At 64.4% G+C, this 26,112-nt stretch carries 22 protein-coding genes; 8 read left to right on the top strand and 14 right to left on the bottom strand.

Annotated features, from left to right (window positions below; translation table 11 throughout):
* Positions 1 to 54 precede the first annotated feature (54 nt).
* The gene (locus tag ABIB99_RS12490) at positions 55 to 1,071 is read right to left on the bottom strand and encodes a TRAP transporter substrate-binding protein (protein WP_071916739.1); all 1,017 of its coding nucleotides are present in this window, start codon (positions 1,069 to 1,071) and stop codon (positions 55 to 57) included.
* Positions 1,072 to 1,331: 260 nt separating this feature from the next.
* On the opposite strand from ABIB99_RS12490, the gene pobA reads away from it, so the two are divergent.
* Both pobA and ABIB99_RS12480 read left to right on the top strand, forming a co-directional pair.
* Positions 1,332 to 2,501: a 4-hydroxybenzoate 3-monooxygenase gene (gene pobA / locus ABIB99_RS12485; protein ID WP_354175974.1), complete on the top strand. Its 1,170-nt coding sequence runs from the start codon at positions 1,332 to 1,334 to the stop codon at positions 2,499 to 2,501.
* Positions 2,502 to 2,817: 316 nt separating this feature from the next.
* Positions 2,818 to 3,237 (top strand): PaaI family thioesterase, encoded by a 420-nt coding sequence (locus ABIB99_RS12480; RefSeq protein WP_354175973.1) that lies wholly within the window; start codon positions 2,818 to 2,820, stop codon positions 3,235 to 3,237.
* Positions 3,238 to 3,353: 116 nt separating this feature from the next.
* Here the strand turns inward: ABIB99_RS12480 and ABIB99_RS12475 are convergent, their stop codons facing one another.
* Positions 3,354 to 4,238 carry a LysR family transcriptional regulator gene (locus ABIB99_RS12475; protein ID WP_354175971.1) on the bottom strand — a complete coding sequence of 295 codons (885 nt, stop codon included), beginning with the start codon at positions 4,236 to 4,238 and terminating at the stop codon, positions 3,354 to 3,356.
* Positions 4,239 to 4,359: 121 nt separating this feature from the next.
* Here ABIB99_RS12475 and ABIB99_RS12470 point away from each other — a divergent pair, with 121 nt between their 5' ends.
* Entirely contained in the window at positions 4,360 to 4,995 is a 636-nt protein-coding gene (locus tag ABIB99_RS12470; protein WP_354175969.1) for a pyridoxamine 5'-phosphate oxidase family protein, read from the top strand.
* Between the two features lie 239 nt (positions 4,996 to 5,234).
* Here the strand turns inward: ABIB99_RS12470 and ABIB99_RS12465 are convergent, their stop codons facing one another.
* Genes ABIB99_RS12465 through ABIB99_RS12455 form a run of 3 tightly spaced genes read right to left on the bottom strand, consistent with a single transcriptional unit; the run spans position 5,235 to position 8,778 of the window.
* Entirely contained in the window at positions 5,235 to 5,966 is a 732-nt protein-coding gene (locus tag ABIB99_RS12465) for an ABC transporter ATP-binding protein (protein WP_063980934.1), read from the bottom strand.
* Positions 5,963 to 7,732 carry a branched-chain amino acid ABC transporter ATP-binding protein/permease gene (locus tag ABIB99_RS12460; protein ID WP_354175967.1) on the bottom strand — a complete coding sequence of 590 codons (1,770 nt, stop codon included), beginning with the start codon at positions 7,730 to 7,732 and terminating at the stop codon, positions 5,963 to 5,965. The genes ABIB99_RS12465 and ABIB99_RS12460 overlap by 4 nt, the downstream gene beginning before the upstream one ends.
* Before the next feature lie 5 nt (positions 7,733 to 7,737).
* On the bottom strand, positions 7,738 to 8,778 hold the full coding sequence (locus ABIB99_RS12455; RefSeq protein WP_085403557.1) for a branched-chain amino acid ABC transporter permease: 1,041 nt from the start codon (positions 8,776 to 8,778) through the stop codon (positions 7,738 to 7,740).
* 176 nt (positions 8,779 to 8,954) lie between these two features.
* Between ABIB99_RS12455 and ABIB99_RS12450 the strand changes: the two genes are divergently transcribed.
* Positions 8,955 to 9,476 carry a MarR family winged helix-turn-helix transcriptional regulator gene (locus tag ABIB99_RS12450; protein WP_071916733.1) on the top strand — a complete coding sequence of 174 codons (522 nt, stop codon included), beginning with the start codon at positions 8,955 to 8,957 and terminating at the stop codon, positions 9,474 to 9,476.
* A gap of 196 nt (positions 9,477 to 9,672) precedes the next feature.
* On the opposite strand, the gene ABIB99_RS12445 is transcribed toward ABIB99_RS12450, so the two are convergent.
* From ABIB99_RS12445 to ABIB99_RS12405, 9 genes are all read right to left on the bottom strand, one after another.
* Positions 9,673 to 10,956, bottom strand: coding sequence for a glycerate kinase type-2 family protein (locus ABIB99_RS12445; protein ID WP_354175965.1), 1,284 nt, complete (start codon positions 10,954 to 10,956; stop codon positions 9,673 to 9,675).
* 183 nt (positions 10,957 to 11,139) lie between these two features.
* Entirely contained in the window at positions 11,140 to 12,369 is a 1,230-nt protein-coding gene (locus ABIB99_RS12440; RefSeq protein ID WP_063980937.1) for an ABC transporter substrate-binding protein, read from the bottom strand.
* A 240-nt stretch (positions 12,370 to 12,609) separates the two neighbouring features.
* Positions 12,610 to 13,836 carry an ABC transporter substrate-binding protein gene (locus ABIB99_RS12435; RefSeq protein ID WP_354175963.1) on the bottom strand — a complete coding sequence of 409 codons (1,227 nt, stop codon included), beginning with the start codon at positions 13,834 to 13,836 and terminating at the stop codon, positions 12,610 to 12,612.
* Between the two features lie 142 nt (positions 13,837 to 13,978).
* Positions 13,979 to 15,208: an ABC transporter substrate-binding protein gene (locus tag ABIB99_RS12430; RefSeq protein ID WP_071916729.1), complete on the bottom strand. Its 1,230-nt coding sequence runs from the start codon at positions 15,206 to 15,208 to the stop codon at positions 13,979 to 13,981.
* Positions 15,209 to 15,248: 40 nt separating this feature from the next.
* Positions 15,249 to 16,268, bottom strand: a complete 1,020-nt coding sequence (locus tag ABIB99_RS12425; protein WP_028151939.1) for a branched-chain amino acid ABC transporter permease — start codon at positions 16,266 to 16,268, stop codon at positions 15,249 to 15,251.
* 2 nt (positions 16,269 to 16,270) lie between these two features.
* The gene (locus tag ABIB99_RS12420; protein ID WP_063980940.1) at positions 16,271 to 17,149 is read right to left on the bottom strand and encodes a branched-chain amino acid ABC transporter permease; all 879 of its coding nucleotides are present in this window, start codon (positions 17,147 to 17,149) and stop codon (positions 16,271 to 16,273) included.
* Positions 17,150 to 17,161: 12 nt separating this feature from the next.
* The gene (locus ABIB99_RS12415; RefSeq protein ID WP_014498266.1) at positions 17,162 to 17,875 is read right to left on the bottom strand and encodes an ABC transporter ATP-binding protein; all 714 of its coding nucleotides are present in this window, start codon (positions 17,873 to 17,875) and stop codon (positions 17,162 to 17,164) included.
* Positions 17,872 to 18,669: an ABC transporter ATP-binding protein gene (locus ABIB99_RS12410; protein WP_166345288.1), complete on the bottom strand. Its 798-nt coding sequence runs from the start codon at positions 18,667 to 18,669 to the stop codon at positions 17,872 to 17,874. Before ABIB99_RS12410 ends, ABIB99_RS12415 begins: the two co-directional genes overlap by 4 nt.
* Before the next feature lie 66 nt (positions 18,670 to 18,735).
* Positions 18,736 to 19,602, bottom strand: a complete 867-nt coding sequence (locus ABIB99_RS12405; RefSeq protein WP_028151937.1) for an IclR family transcriptional regulator — start codon at positions 19,600 to 19,602, stop codon at positions 18,736 to 18,738.
* 130 nt (positions 19,603 to 19,732) lie between these two features.
* Here ABIB99_RS12405 and ABIB99_RS12400 point away from each other — a divergent pair, with 130 nt between their 5' ends.
* From ABIB99_RS12400 to pimC, 4 genes are all read left to right on the top strand, one after another.
* Entirely contained in the window at positions 19,733 to 21,829 is a 2,097-nt protein-coding gene (locus tag ABIB99_RS12400; protein ID WP_354175960.1) for a 3-hydroxyacyl-CoA dehydrogenase NAD-binding domain-containing protein, read from the top strand.
* A gap of 159 nt (positions 21,830 to 21,988) precedes the next feature.
* Positions 21,989 to 23,665, top strand: a complete 1,677-nt coding sequence (gene pimA, locus ABIB99_RS12395; RefSeq protein WP_354175959.1) for a dicarboxylate--CoA ligase PimA — start codon at positions 21,989 to 21,991, stop codon at positions 23,663 to 23,665.
* Positions 23,662 to 24,849 carry an acetyl-CoA C-acyltransferase gene (locus ABIB99_RS12390; RefSeq protein ID WP_014498261.1) on the top strand — a complete coding sequence of 396 codons (1,188 nt, stop codon included), beginning with the start codon at positions 23,662 to 23,664 and terminating at the stop codon, positions 24,847 to 24,849. The genes pimA and ABIB99_RS12390 overlap by 4 nt, the downstream gene beginning before the upstream one ends.
* A 52-nt stretch (positions 24,850 to 24,901) precedes the next feature.
* A complete protein-coding gene (pimC, locus tag ABIB99_RS12385; protein ID WP_063980946.1) occupies positions 24,902 to 26,092 on the top strand; it encodes a pimeloyl-CoA dehydrogenase large subunit in 1,191 nt (396 codons plus the stop codon).
* Positions 26,093 to 26,112 lie beyond the last annotated feature (20 nt).

Raw genomic sequence — 26,112 nt, 5'->3', positions numbered from 1 at the left:
CGTAAGAACGGGGAGAGGGGGAAGAAGAGAGCCGGCCGCGGCCGCAGCTTGGCGCTACTCCGCCAGCGCGTTGTACTTCTTCAGCGACGCCTTCAGCTCGCTAAGCGCCGCGTCCGGATCGGCGCCGGCCTTCTTGGCGCCTTCGCCCCAGGTCTTGACCAAGGGATCGGCGGCCTTCTTCCAGGCGGCGGTCTGCTCCGGCGTCAGCTTGTAGACCTCGTGACCGGTCTCGGCCTTCACCTTGTCAATGCCCGCATCCTCGAACTTGCCCCAGTGCTCGCCGACCACGCCGGCCATCTCGGTCGAGCAGTTCTTGTCGATCGCGGCTTTCTGCTTGTCGGACATCGCGTTGTATTTGTCCTTGTTGATCACGAACACGAAGGTCGTGGTGTAGAGCGGCGCCTCCATGTCGTACTTGGTCACCTTGTCGATGCCGAACAGCACGAGGGAGCCCCAGGGGAAGGTGACGCCGTCGGCGACGCCGCGCTCGATGATGTCGCGGACCTCAGGCGCAGAGGATTGCACATTGGTGCCGCCGAGCGAGGTGACGAAATTCGCCATGGTGGCGTGCGCGGGACGGATCTTCAGGCCCTTCACGTCCTCCGGCATCACGATCTTCTTCGTCTTGGAATGGAACGACGAAGGCGAGTGGACGAAGGCGAGGCAGTATTTGACGTCCTTCATCTCCTTCTCGGCATATTTGCGGTACCAGGCGTCCAGGCCCATCGAGCCGCCCTTGGCGTCCGAGATCAGGAACGGCAATTCGCCGGCGCCGACGATCGGGAAGCGGCCGGGCTGATAGCCGGGATTGACGTAGGTGACGTCGGCGATGCCGTCGCGCGCCATGTCGTAATGGTCAAACGCCTTGCCGAGCTGCTGGGCGGGAAACACCTTGCCCGTGATGGTGCCGCCGGAATCCTTATTCACCGCGGCCACCCAGTCTTCCAGGGACTTCTGCAGCGGATGCGAGGCCGGCACCCAGTGCGAGACCTTCAAATCGAAGGTCTTGTCCTGCGCGAACGCGGGGCTCACGCTTGCTGCCAGCAGCAACGCCAGACAGGCTTTCCTCATCGGTCGTCTCTCCCTGTTTCGACGGCGGGCTTCGATGGCCCGGTCTCATTAATTAACATGTTATCTAATTTGCCGGCGCGTTCAAGCCGGAACTGGCGCGGCGCGCCGCCGCGTCATCTACGTCAGCCATGTTGCATGGATTTGTCGCTGCTCGGGCGCACTCCCCTTTTGCCCAACGATTATATGATATAATTATCTTGCGCGGACCGACGCGACAAGCGAGCCGCGGCGAAAACCTACAGGATCGGGAGGAGCAAGTATTGCGGACAAAAGTCGCAATCATCGGGGCCGGGCCGGCCGGATTGTTGCTTGGGCAACTTCTGCACCAATACGGCATCGACAATGTGATTCTGCAGCGGCAGAGCCCGGACTACGTGCTCGGCCGCATCCGTGCCGGCCTCCTCGAGGAGGGAACCGTCGCGCTGCTCGACCAGATCGGCGCCAGCGCGCGGGCGCATGCCGAAGGCCTGGTGCATGAAGGCATCGAGCTCGCCTTTTCCGGCCGCCGTCACCGCATCGACATGAAGGCCGCGACCGGTAAGACGGTCATGATCTATGGCCAGACCGAGGTCACGCTCGACCTGATGAATGCGCGCAAGGCCGCGGGTCTCACCTCGGTCTACGAGGCCAGGGATGTGCAGCCGCATGATTTCGACGGCAGTCGGCCGCGCGTCACCTATGTCCAGGACGGGGCCACCCACACGATCGATTGCGACTTCATCGCCGGGTGCGATGGCTTTCACGGCGTCAGCCGCGCCAGCGTCCCGGCCACGGCAATCGAGGAGTTCGAGCGGATCTACCCGTTCGGCTGGCTCGGCATCCTCTCGGAGACGCCCCCTGTCAGCCACGAGCTGATCTATTCCAACCATGCCCGCGGCTTTGCGTTATGCACCATGCGCTCGACCAAGCGCAGCCGCTACTACGTGCAGTGCGCGCTCGACGACCATGTCGACCAATGGCCGGACGACCGCTTCTGGGACGAATTGAAGCGCCGGCTCGACCAGGAGGCGGCCGACAGTCTGGTCACGGGCCCCTCGATCGAGAAGAGCATTGCGCCGCTGCGCAGCTTCGTCGCCGAGCCGATGCGGTTCGGCAAGATGTTCCTGTGCGGCGACGCCGCCCACATCGTGCCGCCGACCGGCGCGAAGGGGCTGAACTTAGCTGCCAGCGATGCGCATTATCTGTCGAACGCACTTCGCGAATTCTACGACGAGAAATCCAACGCCGGCATCGATGCCTATTCCACCACGGCGCTGGCGCGGGTCTGGAAAGCGGTGCGCTTCTCCTGGTGGATGACCTCGATGCTGCACAAATTCCCCGACACCGGCACCATCGGCGGGCGCATTCAGCTCGCCGAGCTCGACTACGTCACGCAGTCGCAGGCCGCGATGACGTCGCTGTCGGAGAACTATGTGGGGCTGCCGTTTTAGGAGGGTGCCGTAGGGTGGGCAAAGCGCAGCGTGCCCACCAGCTTTTGCGTTTGCTACGAGATGGTGGGCACGGCGCTATGCGCCTTTGCCCACCCTACGGCATCGCATGCTTTCTCCACATCGTCATTGCGAGCGAAGCGAAGCAATCCAGACTGCTTCCGCGGAGAAAGTCTGGATTGCTTCGTCGCTTCGCTCCTCGCAATGACGGGAGTGCCCATTTCAAACACCCGCGCAAATTCCGTTTAAAACTTTGTAGGCGGTGAAACTGTCATCCACATCGCGTTCAATGGCGCCAGCCAGCAACGCGAGACACGATATGACCGACACCGACATCCCTGACGGCTTCGAGCCGCTTTCCCGCAAGAGTCCGCTCACCGAGCCGTGGGAGCCGCTCTACGCGAAGAAAACCGACAAGGCCGTGATCATCGGCCTGCGTCTTGCCAGGCCGCACACCAACGGCCGCGGCCTGATCCATGGCGGCCTCATCGCCGCACTCGCGGACAACGCCATGGGCTATAGCTGCGCGCAGATGACGAACTGGACCACCTCGTTCGTCACGATCTCGCTCACGGTCGATTTCGTCGGCTCCGCCGAGATCGGTCAGTGGCTCGCGATCGAGAGCGACGTGATCCGGACCGGCAAGACGATCTGTTTCGCGCAGAGTCTCGCAAAGGCCGACGACGCCGTGATTGCGCGCGCGAGCGGGACGTTCCGCGTGGTGCCGAAGAAGGGGTGAGCCCCCGCCCTTTCCGTCGTCATGCCCGGGCTTGTCCCGGGCATCCACGTTCTGACTTTCCGCGTCAAAGAACGTGGATGGCCGGGACAAGCCCGGCCATGACGGAGAGGGAGACCTCACCCAAACCTCCACTCCGCCGTCTCCACCACGAGATCGACGAACGCCCGCACCTTGGCCGACAGCAAACGCGAGGTCGGATAGACGATATGGATCGGCAGCGCCGGCTGCTCGTATTTCGCCAGCACGATTTTGAGCCGCCCGCGCTTCAGGCCCTCCGCGGCCTGATAGGCCAGCACCCGCGTGATGCCCCCGCCAGCTTCTGCATATTGCAGGGCGGCGTCGGCGCTGTTGCTGGTAAAACGTGGCGTCGGCGTCCACTCGATATCGCGGCCGTCCTGCACGAAGTGCCAATTGGCGTAGGGGCCGAACGCGATGGTCTGGTGCGCGAGCAATTCCTGTGGCGTCTTCGGCTCGCCGTGGCGCTTCAGGTAGCCCGGCGTCGCCACCGTGATCCGCCGCATCTCGCCGACCTGGCGTGCGACCAGCGAAGAATCGGCGAGATGGCCGATCCGCACCGCGGCATCGACCGCGTCCTCGACGAGATTGACGAGGTTGTCCGAGAGCCTGAGCTCGGCCGTGACCTCCGGATAGCGCTTGAGATAATCGGTCATGACCGGCGAGACATGCAGCCGCCCGAAGCCGAGGGGCGCCGACACCACCAGACGGCCGCTCGGCCGGTTGCGCTCCTCGCGCGCGGAGCCGTCGGCCTCCTCGACATCGGCGAGGATGCGCCGTGCGCGCTCCAGATAGCGCGTGCCGACATCGGTCAATCTCACCTGCCGAGTGGTGCGCTGCAGCAGCCGCGCGCCGAGATGGTCCTCCAACGCCGCGATCAGCCGCGTCACGGCCGATGGCGACAGCTGCAGCTTGCGCGCCGCCGGCGCAAAGCCGCGCAGATCGGCGACGGTGACGAAGACGTGCATGGCTTCGAGGCGGTCCATGCTATTATTGCATATATTGCAATGATGAAGTGTCAAGCGGCCAGATTGTTTTGGCTGTCGAAAGGTCCATTTTAAATCGCGAAAGACGCAGGGATGCGCCGGGATTTCAGGAGATGTTCCGATGACGGCAACTCACACCTACGCCAGCGACGTGGCGTTCACGCCGGCGGTGAAATCGATCCAGACCCGAAAGGGATCGCGCGAAGGCTATGCGCATGCGGAGCAGCGCGGCTGGCGCACCGAGGTCGATGAGAACCTCGCGGCGTTCCTGGCTGACGCCAATAGCTTTTATTTTGCCACCGCCTCGGCCGATGGCCAGCCCTACATCCAGCACCGCGGCGGCCCGAAGGGGTTTTTGAAGGTGCTGGACAAGCAGACGCTGGCTTTCACGGATTACGCCGGCAACCGGCAATACGTCACCCAGGGAAACCTGTCCGAGAATCCCAAGGCCTATATCTTCGTGATGGACTACGCCCATCGCCGCCGTGTGAAGATCTGGGGCGAGGCGCGCGTCGTCGAGGACGACGAGGCGCGGACAACGTCGCTGATGCCGAAGGGGTACCGCGCGCGCCCGGAGCAGGTGATCCTGTTCAAGATCACAGCCTGGGACACCAACTGCCCGCAGCACATTCCGCAGAAGTTTGATGCGCCGGATGTCGCGGCAGCGCTGGCGGCGAGGGACCAGCGGATCGCAGAGCTGGAAGCGGAGGTCGCGGCGTTGAAGGGAAAAGCGAGTCTGCCTTCAAGCGAAAGCTAGCGCAGCTCGCACGGTACACCCTCTCCCCCTGCGGGAGAGGGTGGCTCGCGGCGTAGCCGCGAGACGGATGAGGGGTTTCTCTCCGCCTGCGATGGTCCCACGTCGCAATTCGCGGAGAGAACCTCTCATCCAGCGCCATAGCCGATGCGAAGCATCGGCGTTCTTAAGAACGGCGGCCGAAGACCGCCTAAGCCGCCTCCTCCCGCAAGGAGAGAAGGGAAGCGGAGCTAGCCAAGAAATCAGATCACACTCGCGCCTTCGTGCTGGAAACCGAGATAGCTGGCCGCGACGCGCTCGTTCGCCGCGACATCGCTCGCCTTGCCGCTGAGCACGAACTCGCCGAGCTCCATGACATAGGCCTGGTCCGCGATCTTCAGCGCGGCCTGTGCGTTCTGCTCGACCAGCAGCACGGAGACGCCGCTGGCGCGCAGCTCGGTGACGATGCGGAAGATGTCGGCGACGATGATCGGGGCGAGGCCGAGGCTCGGCTCGTCCAGCATCAAGAGCTTCGGCTCGCCCATCAGCGCGCGGCCCATCGCGAGCATCTGCTGTTCGCCGCCGGAGAGCGTGCCCGCCAACTGCTTGCGCCGCTCCTTCAGCCGCGGAAACAGCGTGTAGACGCGCTCCATCGAGGTTTTCGCCTTGCTCCGCTCGATGCGGAAGGCCCCCAGCTCGAGATTGTCCTCGACATTCATGGTCACGAACAATTCGCGGTGCTCGGGGACGAGGCCGAGCCCCATCGCGACGCGGTCCTCGATGTCGAGCCGTGACAGATCCTGCCCGGCGAAGGCGACGCGGCCCTTCAGCGGCAAGATGCCCATGATGGCGGAGAGCAGCGTGGTCTTGCCGGCGCCATTGGCCCCGACGATGGTGACGATCTGGTTGGCGCCGACCTCGAGCGAGACCGAACGCACGGCCTCGACCTTGCCATAGGCGACATGTGCGTCGGCGACGGACAACAGCGCGCTCATGCCGCCACTCCGAGATAGGCCTTGATCACTTCGGGATTGGTCTTGATCGTGGCGGGCGTGCCTTCCGCGATCTTGGTGCCGAAATCGAGCACCACGATGCGGTCGGCGAGGTTCATCACGAAGCCCATGTCGTGCTCGACAAGAAGCACGCTCATGCCGCCGTCGCGCAGCTCGCGCAGCAGCGTGGCAAGGCGCTGCTTCTCCATGTGGCGCAGGCCGGCGGCCGGCTCGTCGAGCAGCAGCAGCATCGGATCGACGCACAGCGCACGCGCGATCTCGACGATGCGCTGCTGGCCGAGCGAGAGCGAGCCTGCGAGCTGATGCATCTGCTCGGCGAGGCCCACGCGCTCGATCTGGCGGGCGGCCTCCGCGAGCAGCTTCGCTTCATCGGCGCGGTCGAGCCGCAGCATCGAGGAGATCGGTCCCGAATGGCCGCGCAGATGCGCGCCGATCGCGACATTCTCCAGCACGGTCATATCAGGGACGAGCTTCACATGCTGGAAGGTGCGGGAGATGCCGAGCTTGACGATCTCCTGCGGAGGCGCCCTGTCGACCTTCTTGCCGAGCACCGAGATCGAGCCCGACGTTGCCGACAGCACGCCGGTGATCAGGTTGAATGTCGTGCTCTTGCCGGCGCCGTTCGGTCCGATCAACGCGACGATCTCTTTCGCCTGCACGTCGAAGGAGACGTTGTTGACCGCGATTACGCCGCCGAACTGTTTTCGCGCCTTCTCGACCTGAAGCAGGACGCCGGACTGGCCGGCCGCGCGGGTGCGCTGCTCCAGTTTCAGCGAGGTGTCCGGCTTCCTGCCGCGGGTAGGCTCGGGCAGGAACGACATCAGCCAGGGCCAGACGCCGCCGGGCGCAAGCTGAAGCAGCGCCACCAGCATGATGCCGAACACGATGGTCTCGACCTGCCCGGAGCCGGGCAGGATCAGCGGCAAATAGCTTTGCAGCACCTCCTTCAGGACCACGACGATCGCCGCGCCCAGCACGCCGCCCCAGACATAGCCGGCGCCGCCGACCACCGCGATGAAGAGATATTCGATGCCGGCCTGCGCGCCGAACGGCGTCGGGTTCACCGCGCGCTGGAGATGCGCGTAGAGCCAGCCGGAGAGGCCGGCGAGCACGGCGGCATGGATAAACACCAGCAGCTTTGCGCGCGGCGTGTGCACGCCGAACGCTTCGGCTGCGACGTGTCCGCGCCGCAGCGCGCGGATGGCGCGGCCGGTGCGGGAATCCAGCAGGTTCATGGTGAGCAGAGCCGAGAGGATCACGGCAACCCAGATCGCGTAATAGATCGAGCCGGGCGAGAGCATCTTGAACGAGCCGATCGACAGCGGCGGGATCGCCGAGATGCCGTCGTTTCTCCCCAAAAATTCCAGCTTGCTGAAGAGATAGAACAGGCCGAGCCCCCAGGCGAGCGTGCCGAGCGGCAGATAGTGCCCGGAGAGACGGACGGTCACCAGCCCGAGCAGCACCGCCAACGATCCGCTGACCACCAGCGACAGCGGCAAGGTCAGCCACGGCGACAGGCCATAGGCCGTCGACAGCACCGCGGTGGTGTAGGCGCCGAAGCCGACGAAAGCCGCCTGGCCAAACGAGGTCAGGCCGCCGACGCCGGTGAGCAGCACGAGGCCCATCGCGACGAGGGCGGCAAGGCCGATATTGTCGAGCAGCACGATCCAGAACGGCGGCATGCCCGGGAGATGCGGGATCGCCGCCATGAGAAGCGCGAAGATGAGGATGGGAAGCCGGCTCTGCATGCGCGTCAGTCCTTCTCTTCCTCGACCGCGGGCGCGGCGAGCGAGCGCAGCAGCAGCACGGGGATCAGCAGCATGAAGACGATCACTTCCTTGTAGTTGGAGGCGTAGAAGGACGAGAACGCCTCGACGATGCCGACGACCAGCGCCGCGACGGCGGTAAGCGGGTAGCTGACGAGGCCGCCGATGATCGCGGCGACAAAGCCTTTCAGGCCGATCAGGAAGCCGGAGTCGTAATAGAGCGTCGTGATCGGCACGATCATGATGCCCGACAGGGCGCCGATGACGGACGCCAGCAGGAAGGCGATCTGGCCGGACAGCGTGGTGCGGATGCCGGCAAGGCGGGCGCCGAGCCGGTTCACGGCGGTCGCGCGCAGCGCCTTGCCGTAGAGCGTCAGCCCGAAGAACAGCCAGAGCCCGACGATGAAGGCGATGGTGATACCGTAGACGGTGATGCTCTGGCCGGTGAAGCGCAGTGCGCCGGCGGTGAAGGAGCCTGATAGCACGGCAGGCCCGCGCTGGCCTTCGGCGCCGAAGAACAGCAGGCCCAGCCCCTGCAGCGCGAGGTGGACGCCCACCGATGCGATCAGCAGCACCAGCACGGAGGTGTGCGCCAGCGGCTGGAACGCGATGCGGTAGAGGTAGAGGCCGATCATCGCGACGATCACCAGCGAGAGCGCGATGCAGACCGCCACCGGCGGCTTCTGGGCGGCGAAGTAGATGGTCAGCGCCAGCACGATGGCCGGCAGCACGACGTTGGTGACCAAGCTGCGCACAATCAAGCGGCCGTGCAGCGCCTTGCGCGCCACGAACAGGTCGAACACGAAGGCGCCGATGCCCAGTGCCAGCGCGAGTTTTGCCGTGCCCGGCATCTGGCCCGCGGCCAGCGAGGCATAGGTCAGCGCGCCGTAGGTGACGAATTCGCCCTGGGGAATGAGGATGACGCGCGTGACGGCGAACACCAGCACCAGCGCCAGGCCGAGCAGCGCGTAGATCGCGCCATTGGTGATGCCGTCCTGTACCAGGAACAGCATGATGGTGGTATTCAAGACCGGACGCTCCCCCTCAAAGATCGGGACCGGCCTCCGCAATTGCGGTGGACGGTCCGCTCACAGCCATTGAAACGCTGACGATATTTGATATGGTCCATAACAATTATCAAATATAACTTCAAGGGTGGGCGGACGACCCGCCCCGAATTTAGCGGGATCACGAGCACGAGGCGATGACCGTTTCCAAAACCGCTGAAAAGTCTTCTGAAAAGCCCGGCGACGCGGCCAAGGGCCGCAAGGACGCGGCCGAGGCCCAGCCTGAAGCCCTCCAGCTTGGCGAGCTCTCCGAACAGCTCGGCTACGTGCTGAAGCGGGCGCAGCTCAAGGTGTTCGAGAACTTTTTGCGCTGCATGGCCTCGCTCCAGCTCACGCCCGCGCAGTTCTCCGTGCTGCTGCTGGTCGAGAAGAACCCGGGCCGTAACCAGACCGAGATCGCCTCGACCCTCGGCATCCTGCGCCCGAACTTCGTGGCGATGCTCGACAATCTGGAGAGCCGCGACCTTTGCGCGCGGATCCGCTCCACCAACGACCGCCGCTCGCACATCCTGGTGCTGACCGACAAGGGCAAGGCCGTGCTGACCCGGGCGAAAAAGCTCGTCGCCACCAAGCACGAGTCCCGGCTGAACGAGCTGCTCGGGCAGGCCAACCGCGAAGCCCTGATCGGGATGCTCTCGAAGATCGCGAACGAGTTTTGAGGCCCGGCTGTCATCGCCCGGCTTGACCGGGCGATCCAGTACTCCGAGACGTTTGTGATCGAACCGATAGGCCGCGGCGTACTGGATTCCCCGCCTGCCGCCTACGCTAAAGCTTCGGCGCCCCTGGACCTCAACCCCGGCGAAGCCTTGGCGTAGCCGGGTCGCGGGGAATGACAGCGAGACCTGGGCAGGCGCCTCAATCCACCAAAATCACCCTGATATCGTTCACGTTCGTCAGCGTCGGTCCCGGCATCAGCAGATCGCCGGTCGCCTCGAAGAACGTCGTCGCGTCGTTGTTGTCCAGATACGCCTGCGGCTGAAGCGCCAGCGCCTTTATCTTCGCGAACGTCGCAGCATCAATCAGCGCGCCGGCGGGATCGGTGGGATGGCCGGCGCCGCCATCGGCGCCGTCGGTGTCGCCGGCGAGAGCGGAAATGTCAGGCGTGTCCTTCAGCAGGCCGGCGAGCGCCAGCGCGTATTCCTGGTTGGGGCCGCCGCGCCCATTGCCGCGCACGGTAACGGTGAGTTCGCCGCCGGAGAGGATCGCCAGGCGCTTGCCTTGCGCGCGTGCTTCAAGCGCGAGCCTGGCGTGATCGGCGGCGACCTCGCGCGCCTCGCCTTCGAGATCGGCGCCGAGATCGATGGTCTCGTAGCCGGCTTCCTTGGCGAGCTTCACCGCGGCGTCGAGCGATTGCTTGGGCCGCGCGATCAGCTCGAAATGCGCGCGGGCAAAGGCGGCATCACCCGGTTTGGCGCTTTCGTTGGCGGGATCGTCGAGCGCGCGGCGGACGGCGTCGTCGATGGCGAGCTTGTACTTCGCGACGATCGCGCGCGCATCCGCCAGCGTGGTCGGATCGGGCACGGTGGGGCCGGAAGCAATGGCGGACGGATCGTCGTGCGGCACGTCGGAAATCGCGAGCGTCACGATCTCGGCGGCATTCTTGCCGGCGCGCGCCAGCCGGCCGCCCTTGATCCGCGACAAATGTTTCCGGACCGTGTTCATCTCGCCGATCGGCGCGCCCGAGCGGAGCAGCGCCTTGTTGACCGCCTGCTTCTGCGCGAAGCTGATGCCGTCCACCGGCGCGATCCAGTTCGCCGAGCCGCCGCCGGTGAGCAGCACCAGCAGCAGATCGTCGGGCCCGGCCTCGCCAGCGAGCGCGAGCGTATCGGCGGCGCCCTTCAGGCCGGCTTCATCGGGAACGGGATGACCGGCCTCGACCACGCGGATGCGGCGCGTCGGCACGCCGTAGCCGTGGCGCGTGGTGGCGATGCCGACGAGGCGCTCCGGCGCGAGCTTGAGCGTGTCGAGATAATGCCGTTCGGCGGCCGCGGCCATCGCAGCCGCGCCCTTGCCGGCGGCGAGGCAGATCACACGCCCTTTCGGCGCGGGACGCAAATGCGGCGCCAGAATCGTGCTGGGATGGGCGGCGGCAACGGCGGCGTCGTAAAGCGCGCGGAGCAGGGGACGTCGGTCGGTCATGGCGAAGGCCTTCAGCGAACTGAAATGATGGCGACAAAATCGCCGGCTCCCTGCCTACCGCATCAGGCGCCAAAGCGTAAGCGGGCTTTACCATCATTCGATTGTGCAATCGCGTGATCATAATCCGCGCGCAAGCAAAAGCCCCCTGCGATGGCTGCGCAGGGGGCTCTCTGTCGTTTGGGGTTAGCCGCCGACGTCGGCGCTGATCACGTCTCCGAACAGCTCCCACTTCTCGCCCTTGAACTTCTCGAGTTGAAGCTGGCTGATCGGCGCGAAATCGGTCGGCGAGGTGTTGACCTTCACGCCCGGCAGCAGCGCCTCGGTGCGGAAGTCCTTCACGTTCGCCGCCTGCTTCATGATGTTCTCGCGCGTGAGATTGTCACCGCACTGCTTCAAGACCTGGACCAGTGTCTGCGCCACGGCATAGCCGACGATCGTGCCCTTATCGAGCTTGTCGCCCTCGGGGAAGTATTTGGTCATGAACGCCAGAAACTCCTTCATGCCGGGATCGTTGTTCCACGCGGGATCCGACACGTCCTTGAGATAGTCGGCCGAGATGATGTCCTGGCCATTCTCGAAGCCGGCCGGCTTCATCACGCTGCCGACGGAAGCAGAGACATTGTTGAGGAAGTGCAGCGGCTTCCAGCCGATCTCGGCATTCTTCTTGATCGCTTGCGCGGCAAATTTCGGCGTCGTGATGTTCATGAAGACATCGGCGCCGGTCGACTTCAGCTTGACGATGTGGTTGTCGATGGTCGGCTCGGAGGTCTCGTAGCTCTCTTCGATGACGATCATCGAGGCGGCTTTCGAGCCGAGGCCATCCTTGAGGCCCTTGAGATAGTCCTTGCCGTAATCGTCGTTCTGGTAAAGCACCGCGATCTTGGCGTCCGGCTTGTTCTTGAGCAGCCACTTCGCATAGATCTGCGTCTCGCTCTGGTAATTGGGCTGCCAGCCCATCGTCCAGGGGAAGTTCTGCGGATCGTTCCACTTGGTGGCGCCGGTCGCGACGAACAGCTGCGGCACCTTCTTCGAGTTCATGTATTTGTGGATCGCCGAGTTCGGCGGCGTGCCGAGCGAGTTGAAGATGAACAGCACCTCGTCGCTCTCGACCAGCTTGCGGGCCTGCTCCACCGTCTTCGGCGGCGAGTAGGCGTCGTCATAGGAGATGTAATTGATCTTGCGGCCGTTGATGCCGCCCTCGTCGTTGATCTTCTTGAAATAGGCGGCTTCGGTCCGCCCGATGATGCCGTAGGCGGAGGCCGGTCCGCTGTAGGGCATGATGTTGCCGATCTTGATTTCGGTGTCGGTCGCGCCGGTATCGTATTTCTTCTGGGCCGATGCAGTGGAGGCCGAGGCCGCAATGAGCGCAAGCGCCAGTGACGCGGCCGCAAGTTTGCCGGTGACAGCGGGCATTCCTATCTCCCTATTTTCTTGGTGTGTGTGCGTCCCTTTTCTTGGCTTGATGATTTTTGGCGGCGCGGAGGCAATTCAATACGATTTACCGGGAGCCTTCAACAGAAAGCCCCCGCGGCTGTGTCGCAGGGGCTGCTCCTTTAGTAGTCAAGGACCGGCGCGCGCTCGTGTGCGACTGCGAGACGGTGCCGCTGTCTTGAGTTGATTAACCAGTCGGAGGCGATTTTGAGTTGCGCGGCTTCAGTGGCCGAGCTCGCTCGAGATGATGTCGCCGAACAGCTCCCATTTCCTGCCCTTGAACCGCATCATCTGGAGCTGCTCGATCGGGGCGAAATTATCGGCGGAGGTGTTGATCTTGATGCCGGGCAGCAGCGTGTCGGGCTCGAAATCCTTCAAGGAAGCGGCCTGCTTCATGACGTTCTCATGGGTGAGCTCGTCGCCGCACATCTGCAGCACCTTCACCATGGTCTGGGCCGCGGCATAGCCGAACACCACGCCGGCATCGAGCTTGTTGGCCTTGGGGTCGTACTGCGCGAGGAAATTATAGAACTTCTTCATGCCGTCATCGGCATTCCATTGCGGGTCGGAGCCGTCCTTGGTGTAGCTCGCCGACAGGATGCCTTGCGAGATCTCCAGGCCCGCGGGCTCGAGCACGCCGCCGACCGACGCCGAGACGTTGGAGATGATGTGGATCGGATGCCAGTTGATCTCGGCCGCCTTCTTGATCGCCTGCGCGGCGAATTTCGGCGTGGTGATGCTGAGAAAGACGTCGGCGCCCGAGGCCTTCAGCTTCACGACGTGCTCGTCGATCGCGGGCTCCGACGTGTCGTAGCCGTCTTCGAGCACGATCATCGACGCCTTGGCCCCTAAGCCGTCCTTCAGCCCCTTCAGATAGTCCTTGCCGAAATCGTCGTTCTGGTAGAGCACGGCGATCTTCGCGTCCGGCTTCTCCTTCATGATGTATTTGGCGTAGATGCGCGCCTCGCTGGCGTAGCTCGGCTGCCAGCCCATGGTCCACGGATATTGCTTCGGATCGTTCCACTTGGAGGCGCCGCTCGCCACGAACAGCTGCGGCACCTTTTTCTCGTTCATGTATTTGCGGATGGCGCCGTTGGTGGAGGTGCCGAGTGAGCCGAAGATCAGCAGCACGCCGTCGCTCTCGACCAGCCTGCGCGCCTGCTCCACCGTCTTCGGCGGCGAATAGCCGTCGTCGTAGGAGATGAACTTGATCTTGCGGCCGTTGATGCCGCCCTCGGCATTGATCTTGTTGAAATAGGCTTCCTCGGCCTTGCCGATCGCGGCATAGGCGGAGGCCGGCCCGCTATAGGGCATGATGTTGCCGATCTTGATCTCGGTATCGGAAGCGCCGCTGTCGTATTTCTTTTGCGCCAGTGCCGGGCTGCTCACCGCAGTGCACAACGCGAGCGCGGCCGAAACGGCCGCAACCTGAAATCGAACGACAGTCATCTTTCTCCACCCGGAATGGATCGGCGCCGCATTGAACAAGATTGACGCCTGACGTCAACAAGAAGCCCCCGCGGTCGCCCGCGGGGGCTTTGTCAGATTTGACTAGACTTGAACTGACCAGGCTTGGACTATTGCGTCAGCGTCACTCGGAAGCGACGTCGCCGCTGATGATCTCGCCGAACAGTTCCCACTTCTCGCCCTTGAAGCGCTGCATCTGGAGCTGCGAAATCGGGGCGAAGTCGGTGGCGCTGGTGTTGATCTTGACGCCGGGCAGCAGCGTGTCCGGTGCAAAATCCTTCAAGGAAGCGGCCTGCTTCATGAGGTTGGCGCGGGTGAGGTCGTCACCGCACATTTCCAGCGTCTTGACCAGGGTCGACGCCGCGCCATAGCCGTAGACCATGCCGGTGTCGGTCTTGTCGGCGCCAGGCATGTACTTGTCGACGAACTCGTTCCACTTCTTCATGCCGGGATCGTTGTTCCACTGCGGGTCGGTGGAATCCTTGGCATAGGCCGCCGACAGCACGTCCTGCGAGGCCTCGAAGCCGGCCGGCTTCATCACGCTGCCGACCGAGATCGACACGTTGGTGAGGATCTGGAGCGGCTTCCAGCTGAGCTCGGCGGTCTTCTTGATGGTCTGGGCCGCGAACTTCGGCGTCGCGTAGATCAGCAGCACGTCGGGATTGGCGGCCTTGATCTTGACGATGTGGCCGTCGATCGACGGCTCGGAGATCTCGTAGCTCTCTTCCATGATGATCATGGACGCGCCCTTGGCGCCGAGACCGTCCTTGGTGCCCTTGAGGTAGTCTTTGCCGAAATCGTCGTTCTGGTAGAGGATCGCGACCTTGGCATTCGGCTTTTCCTTCATCAGCCATTTCGCGTAGATCTGCGCTTCGCTCTGGTAGGAGGGCTGCCAGCCGATGGTCCAGGGGAAGTTCTTCGCGTCGTTCCACTTGGTGGCGCCGGTGGCGACGAACAGCTGCGGGATCTTCTTGGCGTTCAGGTACTTCTGGATCGCGGTGTTCGAGGGCGTGCCGAGCGGATTGTACACGGCCAGGACTTCGTCGCTCTCGACCAGCTTGCGGACCTGCTCGACGGCCTTCGGCGGCGAATAGGCGTCGTCATAGGTGACGAAGTTGATCTTGCGGCCGTTGATGCCGCCCTTGTCGTTGATCATCTTGAAATAGGCTTCTTCGGTCTTGCCGATGATGCCATAGGCCGACGCCGGACCGCTGTACGGCATGATGTTGCCGATCTTGATCTCGGTATCGGACGCGCCGGTGTCGTATTTCTTCTGGGCAAGTGCCGCGCCGGAGGTGAGGGTCGCGACCGCCGTTACGAGTGCGGTGGTTCGCAGTATTCTTCCGAAAAGCAATTGGGTCTCCTTGGTTAAAACAACAGTCTGGATGGACGTTTCAGTTCTTCCTGAGCCGACCGGCGAGTTGCTGGCCCAGGATCGCGACTTGCCTTGCGCCATGCGGCACGAGGTAGATGACGAGGAACAGGAGCACGCCGAACACCGCGCCGGAGAGGCCCTTGGAGATGCCCTCCGCGATGTTCGGCACGAAGATGATGAAGGCAGCGCCGACGATCGAGCCGGGCAGCCAGCCGACGCCGCCGACGACCATGCCGAGGAACAGCGAGATCGCGAGCGTGATGGTGTAGCTGTCGGGCGCGACGAATTGCACCGCGATGGCGCCGAGCGAGCCGGCGATGCCGGTGATGGCGGCGGAGACGCCGAAGGCCAGCGTCTTGTACAGCGCGACGTCGACGCCCATCGCGGAGGCCGCGATCTCGTTGTCGCGGATCGCCATGAAGGCGCGGCCCGAGCGGGAACGCAGCAGGTTCACCGAGAAGATGTAGATCGCAATCACGACCACGAGCGTGAAGTAATACAGCCACATGTCCTGCGACATCGGCAGCCCGAACGGCGCGTCCGGCTTGGTGACGACGAGGCCCTGCACGCCGCCGGTCCAGTGCTCGAGGAAGTTCAGCTTGAGGAGCTGCGGCATGGCGGTGGCGAGCGCGAAGGTCGCAAGCGCGAGGTAGACGCCGGAGAGCCGCAGCGCCGGCTGCCCGAACAGGAAGCCGAAGCCGAAACAGACGACGCCGGCGATCGGCAGCGTCAGCGCGTAATTGACGTTGAAGTGCTCCATCAGCACCGCTGTCGTATAGGCACCGACCGCGTAGAACGCGCTCTGGCCGAGCGAGAACTGGCCGCTTCCGCCGGTCAGGATGTTCAGCGCCAGCACCGCGAGCCCGTAGATCAGGAGCATCGTCATCTGGAAGATGATGAAGTTCTTGACGAAAACGGGTGCGATCAGCAGTGCCGCGAGCACCACCAGCGAGGTGCCGGTGCCCAGCGTCATGGCCCGCTTCGGAACAGCCTCGACCGCCTCGTGGCCTTCTGCAACGACTTCTTCTGCAGCGCTCATGATCAAACTCGCTTGACGATGTGCCGGCCGAACAGGCCAGCGGGTTTGACGACCAGGACGGAGATGATCAGCGCGAGCGCGATCGGGAGCTTCAGCTCATTGCCGACGCCGGGGATGTAGGTGCCGGCGAGGTTCTCGAAGATCCCGACCAGGAAGCCGCCGACCACGGCGCCGAACGGGCTGGTGAGACCGCCGAGCACCGCGGCGGCAAAGCCGTAGATCAGCACGCCGCCCATCATGTTGGGCTCGAGGAACACGACAGGGGCGATCAGCATGCCGGCGATTGCGCCGATCGCGGTCGCCATGCCCCAGCCGAGCGCGATCATCCAGGACGTGTTGATGCCGACGAGGCGCGCCGATTCAGGCACCGAGGCGGCCGCGCGCATGGCCAGGCCGATGCGCGTGTACTGGAAGAAGAAGTAGAGGCCGAGCAGCAGCAGCACCGTGACGCCGATCATGCCGGCCTGGTGGGTCGAGATCAGCTGGCTTCCCAGGAACGGCGCGGAGCCGAACGGGGTCGGGTACTGCTTGATGGTGAAGTCCCAGATCAGGCCGGCCGAGGAGTTGATGATCGCAAACAGGGCGATGAAGCCGGCGACGTTGGTCAGCACCGGCGCTTTCGCCAGCGGCTTGAACAGGATGCGCTCGATCGCGATGCCGGCGACGAAGGAGAGCGCCAGCGTGAGGATGAAGGCGGCCCAGTAAGGCACGCCCCACTGCATCAGCTGCCACGAGATGAAGGTCGAGAACATCGCCATCTCGCCCTGCGCGAAGTTGAGATGGTCGATCGCCTGGTAGATCATGACCACGGCGAGCGCCATGCAGGCGTAGATCGCGCCCGTGGCGATGCCGGCCAGCACTTGGTTGGTGAACAGCTCCATCGTGCCGGCTCCTCAGTAACCCAGATAGGATTTGCGGATTTCTTCGTTGTTCGCGATGTCCTTGGCATTGCCCGACATCACGATGCGTCCGGTCTCGATCACATAGGCCTGGTCGGCGAGCTCGAGCGCGAGCTGGGCGTTCTGCTCGACCACCAGGATCGACACCTTGTCCTCGCGATTGATCTTGCCGAGGATGCCGAACAGGTCGCGCACGACCAGCGGCGCCAGTCCGAAGGACGGCTCGTCGAGTAGCATCAGGCGCGGCCGCAGCATCAGCGCACGGGCGACCGCGAGCATCTGCTGCTCGCCGCCCGAGAGCGTGCCGGCCTGCTGGGTGTGGCGCTGCTTCAGCACCGGGAAATGCGCGTACATGCGCTCGATGTCGGAAACGATGCCGGCGCTGTCCTTGCGGGTGATGGCCCCGAGCTGGAGGTTCTCCTCGACCGTCATGGTCGTGAAGGTGCCGCGGCCCTGCGGCACGTGGGCGATGCCGAACCGCACGATGCTCTCGGTGGAGCGGTTGCTGAGCGGCTTGCCTTCGAACTCGATCGCGCCGGTGGAACGCACCATGTTGCAGATCGCGCGCAGGGTGGTGGTCTTGCCGGCGCCATTGGCGCCGAGCAGCGTCGTCAACGATCCCTCGTTGAGCGAGAAGGACAGGCCATGGAGCGCCTGGACCTGGCCGTAATAGGCGCGCAGGTCCTTGACGTTGAGCAGCGTCGTCATTGGTCCTTGCTCCCGAGATAGGCCTTGATGACGTCGGGGTCCGCCTGCACCTGGGCCGGCGTGCCTTCCGCGAGCTTCTTGCCGAAATTCAGCGCGACGACGTGGTCGGCGATCGACATCACGAGGCCCATGTGGTGCTCGACCAGCAGCACGGTCATGTGGCGGTCGTCGCGGATGCGGCGGATGAGGTCGCCGAGCAGATAGACTTCCTCGTGGTTGAGGCCGCCGGCCGGCTCGTCGAGCAGCAGGATCTTCGGGTCGGCCGCGAGCGCGCGCGCCAGCTCGACGCGTTTCTGCGTGCCGAAGGGCAGGCCGGACACGATGGTGTGGGCGACGTCCTCGAGCTTGAGATAGGCGAGGATCTCCTGCACCTTCTTGTTGACCTCGGTCTCGCTGCGCCGGACCCAGGCGAGCCTCAGGGAGTCGCTGATGATGTCGCTGGAGGTCTTCGAATGGGCGCCGACGCGGACGTTGTCCATCACCGAGAGGTTCGGAAACAGCGCCACGTTCTGGAAGGTGCGGCCGATGCCGATCTCGGCGATCCGGTGCGGAGGCCGCGACAGGATGCTCACGCCTTCCATCAGGATGTCGCCCGACGACGGCTGATAGAGCCGCGAGAGGCAATTGAAGAGCGTGGTCTTGCCGGCACCGTTGGGGCCGATCAATCCGAGGATCTGGCCCTTGTGCATGTCAAAGGACACGCCGTTGAGCGCGATGATGCCGCCGAACACGACGCTGACGTCGCGAACCGCGAGCAGGGGCGATGTCCCCCGCGCGAGCTGTGCCTGCGTCATCTCGTCTCGCCCACACACGTCAGTGGGCGAAGGGGCGATGCGAACCGCTCCCGGTGATGACAAAGGCTATCTGAACCCCTCGGCCACACGCGCAACTTTTCCTCCTGATTTCAGCTTTTTGCTGACTTCTTTTTTGGATTGCGGCATCAGTCCCCCGAGTGCCGCTTCAATGTTCCTTACCATCGCCAGCAGACGCGGTCCAATGTCGTTGATCAAACGCTCTTCCGTGAAGCGGAATGCGGGCGCGCCGCAATTGAATGCGTAAGGTCCGGTTCCGTCGTTGAGCTTGAGCGCGACGCCGGCGGCGCCGATGTCGTCGTGCCAGTCGCCGACGGACATCGCGAAACCGTATTTCGCGACGGTCTCGCCGGAACGTTCCAGTCCGTCGCGCATCTTCGGCCAGCGGCTGCCGTAATGTTCGCGCAGGATGCGGGACACCTCGGCGCGGCCTTCTTCGTCGAGCGCCCAGAAATAGGCACGGCCCATCGCGCTGGTTGCAATCGGCACGCGGGAGCCGACGTCCAGTTGAACGCCGACCGTCTCGCTGCCGCGACTTTGCCCGAAATAGATCATGCTGTGACGGTCGCGGCCGCCGATCGCGACGGCGCCGCCGGTCGCGCGCATCAATTCCTCGCGAAATGGCTCGGACAAATGCCGAACGCCGAGATTGGATAACGCCGCATAACCAAGCGCCATCGCGGCGGGCGCGAGCTGATACTTCTCGAAACGGGGAACCGGTGTCAGATAACCGAGCTTCGTCAACGTGTAGGTCAGGCGCGAAACGGTCGGCTTGGGCAGGTTCGTCCGCGCGGCGATCTCCTGGTTGCCGAGAAGTCCGTCGCTGGGTTGGAATGCGCGCAAAACATCTAGTCCGCGGGAAAGCGCGACGACGAAATTCCGATCGGTCGCAGTCTTCTTGCCTGTACGCTTCATCCCTGATCTGCTTCTTGCGCGGAGTCGTTGACAACGTCCGTGCTTCAAAATAACCCTGCCGTCAAGATGCGGAATTAAATTCCGCACCGCGAAATCGAACAAAAGTAAATCCCCACCAAGGAGGGAAGCCGTGAGCGAAGTGGTCAAGCTTGAGCGTCATGACGAAGTCGGGATCGTCACGGTCAACAGTCCTCCGGTCAATGCGCTGAGTGCCGCAGTGCGCGGCGGTATTCTCGAATGCATCAAGGCCGCGATCGCCGATCCCGCGATCAAGGGCATCGTCCTGACCTGCGCCGGCCGCACCTTTATCGCCGGTGCCGACATCACCGAGTTCGGCAAGCCGCCGAAGCCGCCCGCCCTCAACGACGTCCTCGCCGAGATCGAGAACTCGCCCAAGCCGGTCGTCGCCGCGATCCATGGCACGGCGCTCGGCGGCGGCCTCGAGGTCGCGCTGGCCTGTCATTTCCGCGTGGCCGTGAAGGAAGCCAAGCTCGGCCTGCCCGAGGTGAAGCTCGGCCTGCTGCCGGGCGCCGGCGGCACCCAGCGCCTGCCGCGCGCGGTCGGGCCGGAACTCGCGGTCAAGATGATCGTCGGCGGTGATCCGATCGGTGCTGCCGAAGCGCTCAAGAACGGCCTGATCGAGGAGATCGTCGAGGGTCCGGCCTCCGGCGGCGAAGCCTTCGTGCGCAAGCTGTTCGCCGAGAAGCGTCCGCTGCGGCGCCTGCGCGACGACGATTCCAAGCTCGCGGCGGCCAAGGCCGACCGCTCGATCTTCACCAATGCGGTCGCTGCCTTGACCAAGAAGGCGCGTGGCCTGGAGGCGCCGTTCGCCGCCGCCGACGCCGTCGGCTACGCCATCGACCTGCCGTTCGACGAGGGGCTGAAGAAGGAGCGCGAGGGTTTCCTCAAGCTCGTCTCCAGCGACCAGTCCAAGGCGCAGCGTTATGCCTTCTTCGCCGAGCGCGAGGCCAGCAAGATCGCCGGCGTCCCTGAAGGCACCAAGTCGCGGCCGGTGAACCGCGTCGCCATCCTCGGTGCCGGCACCATGGGCGGCGGCATTGCGATGTCCTTTGCCAATGCCGGCGTGCCCGTGACCCTGATCGAGACCGGCGAGGAGCAGCTCAAGCGCGGCATGGGCATCATGCAGAAGAACTGGGAAGCGACCGCGGCGCGCGGTGGCATTCCGGCCGACGCGCCCGCCAAGCGCATGGCGCTGATCAACGGCGTCGTCGGCATCGAGAACGTCGGTGATGCTGACCTGGTGATCGAGGCCGTGTTCGAGACCATGGCGGTGAAGAAGGAAGTGTTCGGCAAGCTCGACCAATACGTCAAGCCCGGCGCCGTGCTCGCCTCCAACACCTCCTACCTCAACATTGACGAGATCGCGAAGTCGACCAAGCGGCCGCAGGACGTGCTCGGCATGCACTTCTTCTCGCCCGCCAACGTCATGAAGCTGTGCGAGATCGTGCGCGCCGACAAGACCGCGCCGGATGCGCTGGTCACCGCCGTGACCATCGCGCGCAAGATCGCGAAGGTGCCGGCCGTGGTCGGCGTCTGCGACGGCTTCGTCGGCAACCGCATGCTGGCGCAGCGTGGCAAGCAGTCCGAGAAGCTGCTGTTCGAAGGTGCCTTGCCGCAGCAGGTCGATGCCGTCGTCACCAAATTCGGCATGCCGATGGGGCCGTTCGCGATGGGGGATCTCGCCGGCCTCGACATCGGCTGGCGCTCGCGCAAGGACCGCGGCATCAAGTCGGAGATCGCGGACGCACTCTGCGAAGCCGGCCGCTTCGGCCAGAAGACCGGCAAGGGCTACTACAAGTATGAAGCAGGAAGTCGCTCGGCGCTGCCCGATCCGGAGGTCGAAAAGCTGATCGACGAGACGCTGCTCCGTCTCGGCCGCAAGAAGCGCGTCGTCAGCGACGAGGAGATCCTCGAGCGCATGATGTACCCGATGATCAACGAGGGCGCGAAGATCCTCGAAGAGGGCATCGCGGCGCGTCCTTCCGACATCGACGTGGTCTGGCTCTACGGCTACGGCTGGCCAATCTACCGCGGCGGCCCGATGTTCTGGGCCGACACCGTCGGCCTCAAGCACATCGCCGATCGTCTGTCCTTCTACGCCAAGGAGACCAACGATCCGAGCCTCGAGCCCGCGCCGCTGCTGAAGAAGCTCGCGGCCGAAGGCAAGACGTTCGCGTCGCTGGCGGCGGCGTCGAAGGCGGCGTGATGGCCGCTTCATCTCAACCCTCGTCATTCCGGGATGCGCCGCAAGGCGCAGGCCCGGAATCCATAACCCCAGCTGGTGGTTATGGATTCCGGGCTCGCGACTTTGTCGCGCCCCGGAATGACGGTCTCTGTTAGTTGCTCGCTCAACCAATCAAGAATAATGACCCATCCCGGCGAACAGTTTTATCCCGAGGGCGTGCGTTGGGACGACACCATCGTCCAGGGCTCGCTGCCTGACCTGCTGTCGAAAGCCGCCGCCGATTTCGGCCCGCGCACCGCGCTGGAATTCCGCGATCGTCCGATCAGCTATACCGAGCTCGCCGCCATGGCCGAGCGTGCCGCGGCTGCCTTCCTGCGCGCCGGCTGCGGCAAGAACAGTTCCGTGGCGCTGTTCCTCGGCAACACGCCGGACCATCCGGTCAATTTCTTCGGCGCGCTGAAGGCCGGTGCCCGCGTCGCGCATCTCTCCCCGCTCGACGGCGAGATCGCGCTGACGCACAAGGTCTCGGATTCCGGCTCGCGCCTGCTCGTCACCTCCAACCTCGCGGCGCTGCTGCCGACCGCGCTGAAGTTCCTGGAGAAGGGCCTGATCGATCGCCTCGTCGTCTGCGAGGACGACGATTGGGGCAAGCTCGGCACGCCGCAGGCGCCGATCCCCAATGATCCCCGCATCATCACCTTCAAGAGCTTCGTCGAGGGCGCGACCGCGCCGGCGGAGCGGCCGTCGGTGACGGCGGACGACGTCGCGCTGCTGCAATATACCGGCGGCACCACCGGCCTGCCCAAGGGCGCGATGCTCACCCACGGCAATCTCACCTCGGCAGTGTCGATCTACGATGTCTGGGGCAAGCCGTCTCGTGCGGCGCGCGGCGACGTGATCGAGCGCGTGATCTGCGTGCTGCCGCTGTTCCACATCTATGCGCTCACCGTCGTGCTGCTGTCGTCGCTCAGCCGCGGCAATCTGATCTCGCTCCACCAGCGTTTTGATGTCGAAGCGGTGATGCGCGACATCGAAATCAAGCGCGCGACGTACTTCCCGGGCGTGCCGACGATGTGGATCGCGATCGCGGCGCTGCCTGATCTCGACAAGCGCGACTTCTCCTCGCTCGCCGTCATCGGCTCCGGCGGCGCGCCGCTGCCGGTGGAGATCGCGAACTTCTTCGAGCGCAAGGTCGGCAAGAAGCTGCGCAGCGGCTGGGGCATGACCGAGACCTGCTCGCCCGGCACCGGCCACCCGCCGATGGGACCGGACAAGCCGGGGTCGATCGGCCTGATGCTGCCCGGCATCGAGATGGACGTGGTCTCGCTGGAGAACCCCACAAAAGTCCTGCCGCCGGGCGAAGTCGGCGAAATCCGCATCAAGGGCCCGAACGTCACCAAGGGCTACTGGAACAAGTCGAAGGAGTCCGCGGAGTCGTTTTCAGACGGCCGCTTCCTCACCGGCGACATCGGCTATGTCGACACCGACGGTTATTTCTTCCTGGTCGATCGCAAGAAGGACATGATCATCTCCGGCGGCTTCAACGTCTATCCGCAGATGATCGAGCAGGCGATCTACACCATTCCAGGCGTGCACGAGGTGATCGTGCTCGGGATTCCCGACCAGTATCGCGGCGAGGCCGCCAAGGCTTTCATCAAGCTCAAGCCGGACGCAAAGCCGTTCTCGCTCGACGAGCTGCGCGCGCAGCTCGCCGGCAAGGTCGGCAAGCACGAGCTGCCGGCGGCGGTCGAGTTCGTCGACGATCTGCCGCGCACGCCGGTCGGAAAATTGTCGCGCCACGAATTGCGCCAGCAGCAGAAACCAGCACAATCCACGCAACCAGGAGGTCGCTCTTGACCGACGCCGTCATCGTTTCCACCGCCCGCACCCCGATCGGCAAGGCCTATCGCGGCATGCTCAACGCCACCGAGGGCGCAACCTTGCTCGGCCACGCCATCGGCGAGGCCGTCGCCCGCGCCAAGGTCGATCCGAAGGAGGTCGAGGACGTCGTGATGGGCGCGGCGCTGCAGCAGGGCGCGACCGGCGGCAACATCGCGCGCAAGGCGCTGCTCCGCGCAGGTCTCCCCGTGACCGTCGCCGGCACCACCATCGACCGGCAATGCGCCTCGGGCCTCCAGGCGATCGCGCTCGCCGCGCGCTCGGTGATCTTCGACGGCGTCGAGATCGCGGTCGGCGGCGGCGGCGAGTCGATCAGCCTCGTGCAGAACGACAAGATGAACGGCTTCCACGCGCAAGATCCGGCGCTGCTCAAGATCAAGGGCGAGGTCTACATGCCCATGATCGACACCGCCGAAGTCGTCGCCAAGCGCTACGGCATCTCGCGCGAGAAGCAGGACGAGTATTCGCTGGAAAGCCAGCGCCGCACCGCCGCGGCCCAGCAGGGCGGCAAGTTCAAGGACGAGCTGGCGCCGATCACGACGCAGATGGCGGTCACCGACAAGGCGACCGGCGCCGTCTCGTTCAAGGAGGTGACCTTGTCGCAGGACGAAGGCCCGCGCCCCGAGACCACGGCTGAAGGCCTTGCCGGCCTCAAGCCGGTGCGCGGCGAAGGCTTTTCGATCACCGCCGGCAATGCCAGCCAGCTCTCCGACGGCGCCAGCGCCTCCGTCATCATGAGCGACAAGGAAGCCTCAAAGCGCGGCCTCAAGCCGCTCGGCATCTTCCGCGGCTTCGTCTCCGCCGGCTGCGAGCCGGACGAGATGGGCATCGGCCCGGTCTTCGCCGTGCCGCGCCTGCTCAAGCGCCACGGCCTCACCGTCGACGACATCGGCCTCTGGGAGCTGAACGAAGCCTTCGCGGTGCAGGTGCTGTATTGCCGCGACAAGCTCGGCATCGACCCCGAGAAGATCAACGTCGACGGCGGCGCGATCTCGGTCGGCCATCCCTACGGCATGTCGGGCGCGCGCCTGACCGGTCACGCCCTGATCGAAGGCCGCCGCCGCAAGGCGAAGTATGCGGTCGTCACCATGTGCGTCGGCGGCGGCATGGGCGCGGCGGGACTTTTCGAGGTGTTGCAGTAATTTCACCGTCGTCCTGACGACGACGAAACAAAGAAGCTCACAGGAGGATCCGATGGATCTCGCATTCACTAGGGAAGAGCAGGCGTTTCGCGAGGAAGTGCGATCATTCTTCCGCGACAACGTGCCGCCGGATACGCGGCGCAAGCTGGTCGAGGGCCGTCACCTCTCGAAGGACGAGATGGTGACGTGGTGGCGCATCCTCAACAAGAAGGGCTGGGGCGTCAGCCATTGGCCGAAGCAGTATGGCGGGACGGGGTGGACCTCCGTGCAGCACTACATCTTCAACGAGGAACTGCAGTCCTATCCGGCGCCGCAGCCGCTCGCCTTCGGCGTCAGCATGGTCGGCCCCGTGATCTACACCTTCGGCAACGAAGAGCAGAAGAAGCAGTATCTGCCGCGCATCGCCAATGTCGACGACTGGTGGTGCCAGGGCTTCTCCGAGCCCGGCTCCGGCTCCGACCTCGCCTCGCTGAAGACGAAGGCCGAGCGCAAGGGTGACAAGTGGATCATCAACGGCCAGAAGACCTGGACCACGCTCGCCCAGCACGCCGACATGATCTTCTGCCTCTGCCGCACCGACCCCTCCGCCAAGAAGCAGATGGGCATCTCCTTCATCGTCTTCAGCATGAAGTCGAAGGGCGTCACCGTGCGTCCGATCCAGACCATCGACGGCGGCGTCGAGGTCAACGAAGTGTTCTTCGACGACGTCGAGGTGCCCTACGAGAACCTGATCGGCGAGGAGAACAAGGGCTGGGACTACGCCAAATTCCTGCTCGGCAATGAGCGCACCGGCATTGCCCGGGTCGGCGTCTCCAAGGAGCGGCTGCGCCGCATCCGCGACTTGGCCGGCAAGGTCGAATCCGGCGGCAAGCCGATCATCCAGGACGCCGCGTTCCGCGAGAAGCTGGCGGCCTGCGAGATCGAGCTGAAGGCGCTCGAGCTGACGCAGCTCCGCGTCGTCGCCGACGAGGGCAAGCACGGCAAGGGCAAGCCCAATCCGGCGTCCTCGGTGCTGAAGATCAAGGGCTCCGAGATCCAGCAGACCACCACCGAACTGCTGATGGAAGTGATCGGTCCGTTCGCAGCACCCTACGACGTGCACGGCGACGACGGCTCGAACGAGGCCATGGAGTGGACCGCCCAGATCGCGCCGAGCTACTTCAACAACCGCAAGGTCTCGATCTACGGCGGCTCCAACGAGATCCAGCGCAACATCATCGCCAAGGCGGTGCTTGGGCTCTAGGCGTCATTCCGGGGCGCGCG

This window comes from Bradyrhizobium sp. LA6.1 (assembly GCF_040547805.1).
Taxonomy (GTDB): Bacteria; Pseudomonadota; Alphaproteobacteria; order Rhizobiales; family Xanthobacteraceae; genus Bradyrhizobium; species Bradyrhizobium barranii.
The sequence above is the reverse complement of the archived record's forward strand: the minus strand, read 5'-3'. Positions and strand labels throughout refer to the sequence as shown.

What these genes read in the sequence shown, in the direction of transcription:
- ABIB99_RS12490 (WP_071916739.1), bottom strand. Translation starts at nt 1,071, where the DNA reads ATGAGGAAAGCCTGTCTGGCGTTGCTGCTGGCAGCAAGCGTGAGCCCC.
- ABIB99_RS12480 (WP_354175973.1), top strand. Translation starts at nt 2,818, where the DNA reads ATGACCGACACCGACATCCCTGACGGCTTCGAGCCGCTTTCCCGCAAG.
- ABIB99_RS12475 (WP_354175971.1), bottom strand. Translation starts at nt 4,238, where the DNA reads ATGGACCGCCTCGAAGCCATGCACGTCTTCGTCACCGTCGCCGATCTG.
- ABIB99_RS12470 (WP_354175969.1), top strand. Translation starts at nt 4,360, where the DNA reads ATGACGGCAACTCACACCTACGCCAGCGACGTGGCGTTCACGCCGGCG.
- ABIB99_RS12465 (WP_063980934.1), bottom strand. Translation starts at nt 5,966, where the DNA reads ATGAGCGCGCTGTTGTCCGTCGCCGACGCACATGTCGCCTATGGCAAG.
- ABIB99_RS12460 (WP_354175967.1), bottom strand. Translation starts at nt 7,732, where the DNA reads ATGCAGAGCCGGCTTCCCATCCTCATCTTCGCGCTTCTCATGGCGGCG.
- ABIB99_RS12450 (WP_071916733.1), top strand. Translation starts at nt 8,955, where the DNA reads ATGACCGTTTCCAAAACCGCTGAAAAGTCTTCTGAAAAGCCCGGCGAC.
- ABIB99_RS12445 (WP_354175965.1), bottom strand. Translation starts at nt 10,956, where the DNA reads ATGACCGACCGACGTCCCCTGCTCCGCGCGCTTTACGACGCCGCCGTT.
- ABIB99_RS12440 (WP_063980937.1), bottom strand. Translation starts at nt 12,369, where the DNA reads ATGCCCGCTGTCACCGGCAAACTTGCGGCCGCGTCACTGGCGCTTGCG.
- ABIB99_RS12435 (WP_354175963.1), bottom strand. Translation starts at nt 13,836, where the DNA reads ATGACTGTCGTTCGATTTCAGGTTGCGGCCGTTTCGGCCGCGCTCGCG.
- ABIB99_RS12425 (WP_028151939.1), bottom strand. Translation starts at nt 16,268, where the DNA reads ATGAGCGCTGCAGAAGAAGTCGTTGCAGAAGGCCACGAGGCGGTCGAG.
- ABIB99_RS12420 (WP_063980940.1), bottom strand. Translation starts at nt 17,149, where the DNA reads ATGGAGCTGTTCACCAACCAAGTGCTGGCCGGCATCGCCACGGGCGCG.
- ABIB99_RS12415 (WP_014498266.1), bottom strand. Translation starts at nt 17,875, where the DNA reads ATGACGACGCTGCTCAACGTCAAGGACCTGCGCGCCTATTACGGCCAG.
- ABIB99_RS12410 (WP_166345288.1), bottom strand. Translation starts at nt 18,669, where the DNA reads ATGACGCAGGCACAGCTCGCGCGGGGGACATCGCCCCTGCTCGCGGTT.
- ABIB99_RS12405 (WP_028151937.1), bottom strand. Translation starts at nt 19,602, where the DNA reads ATGAAGCGTACAGGCAAGAAGACTGCGACCGATCGGAATTTCGTCGTC.
- pimA (WP_354175959.1), top strand. Translation starts at nt 21,989, where the DNA reads ATGACCCATCCCGGCGAACAGTTTTATCCCGAGGGCGTGCGTTGGGAC.
- pimC (WP_063980946.1), top strand. Translation starts at nt 24,902, where the DNA reads ATGGATCTCGCATTCACTAGGGAAGAGCAGGCGTTTCGCGAGGAAGTG.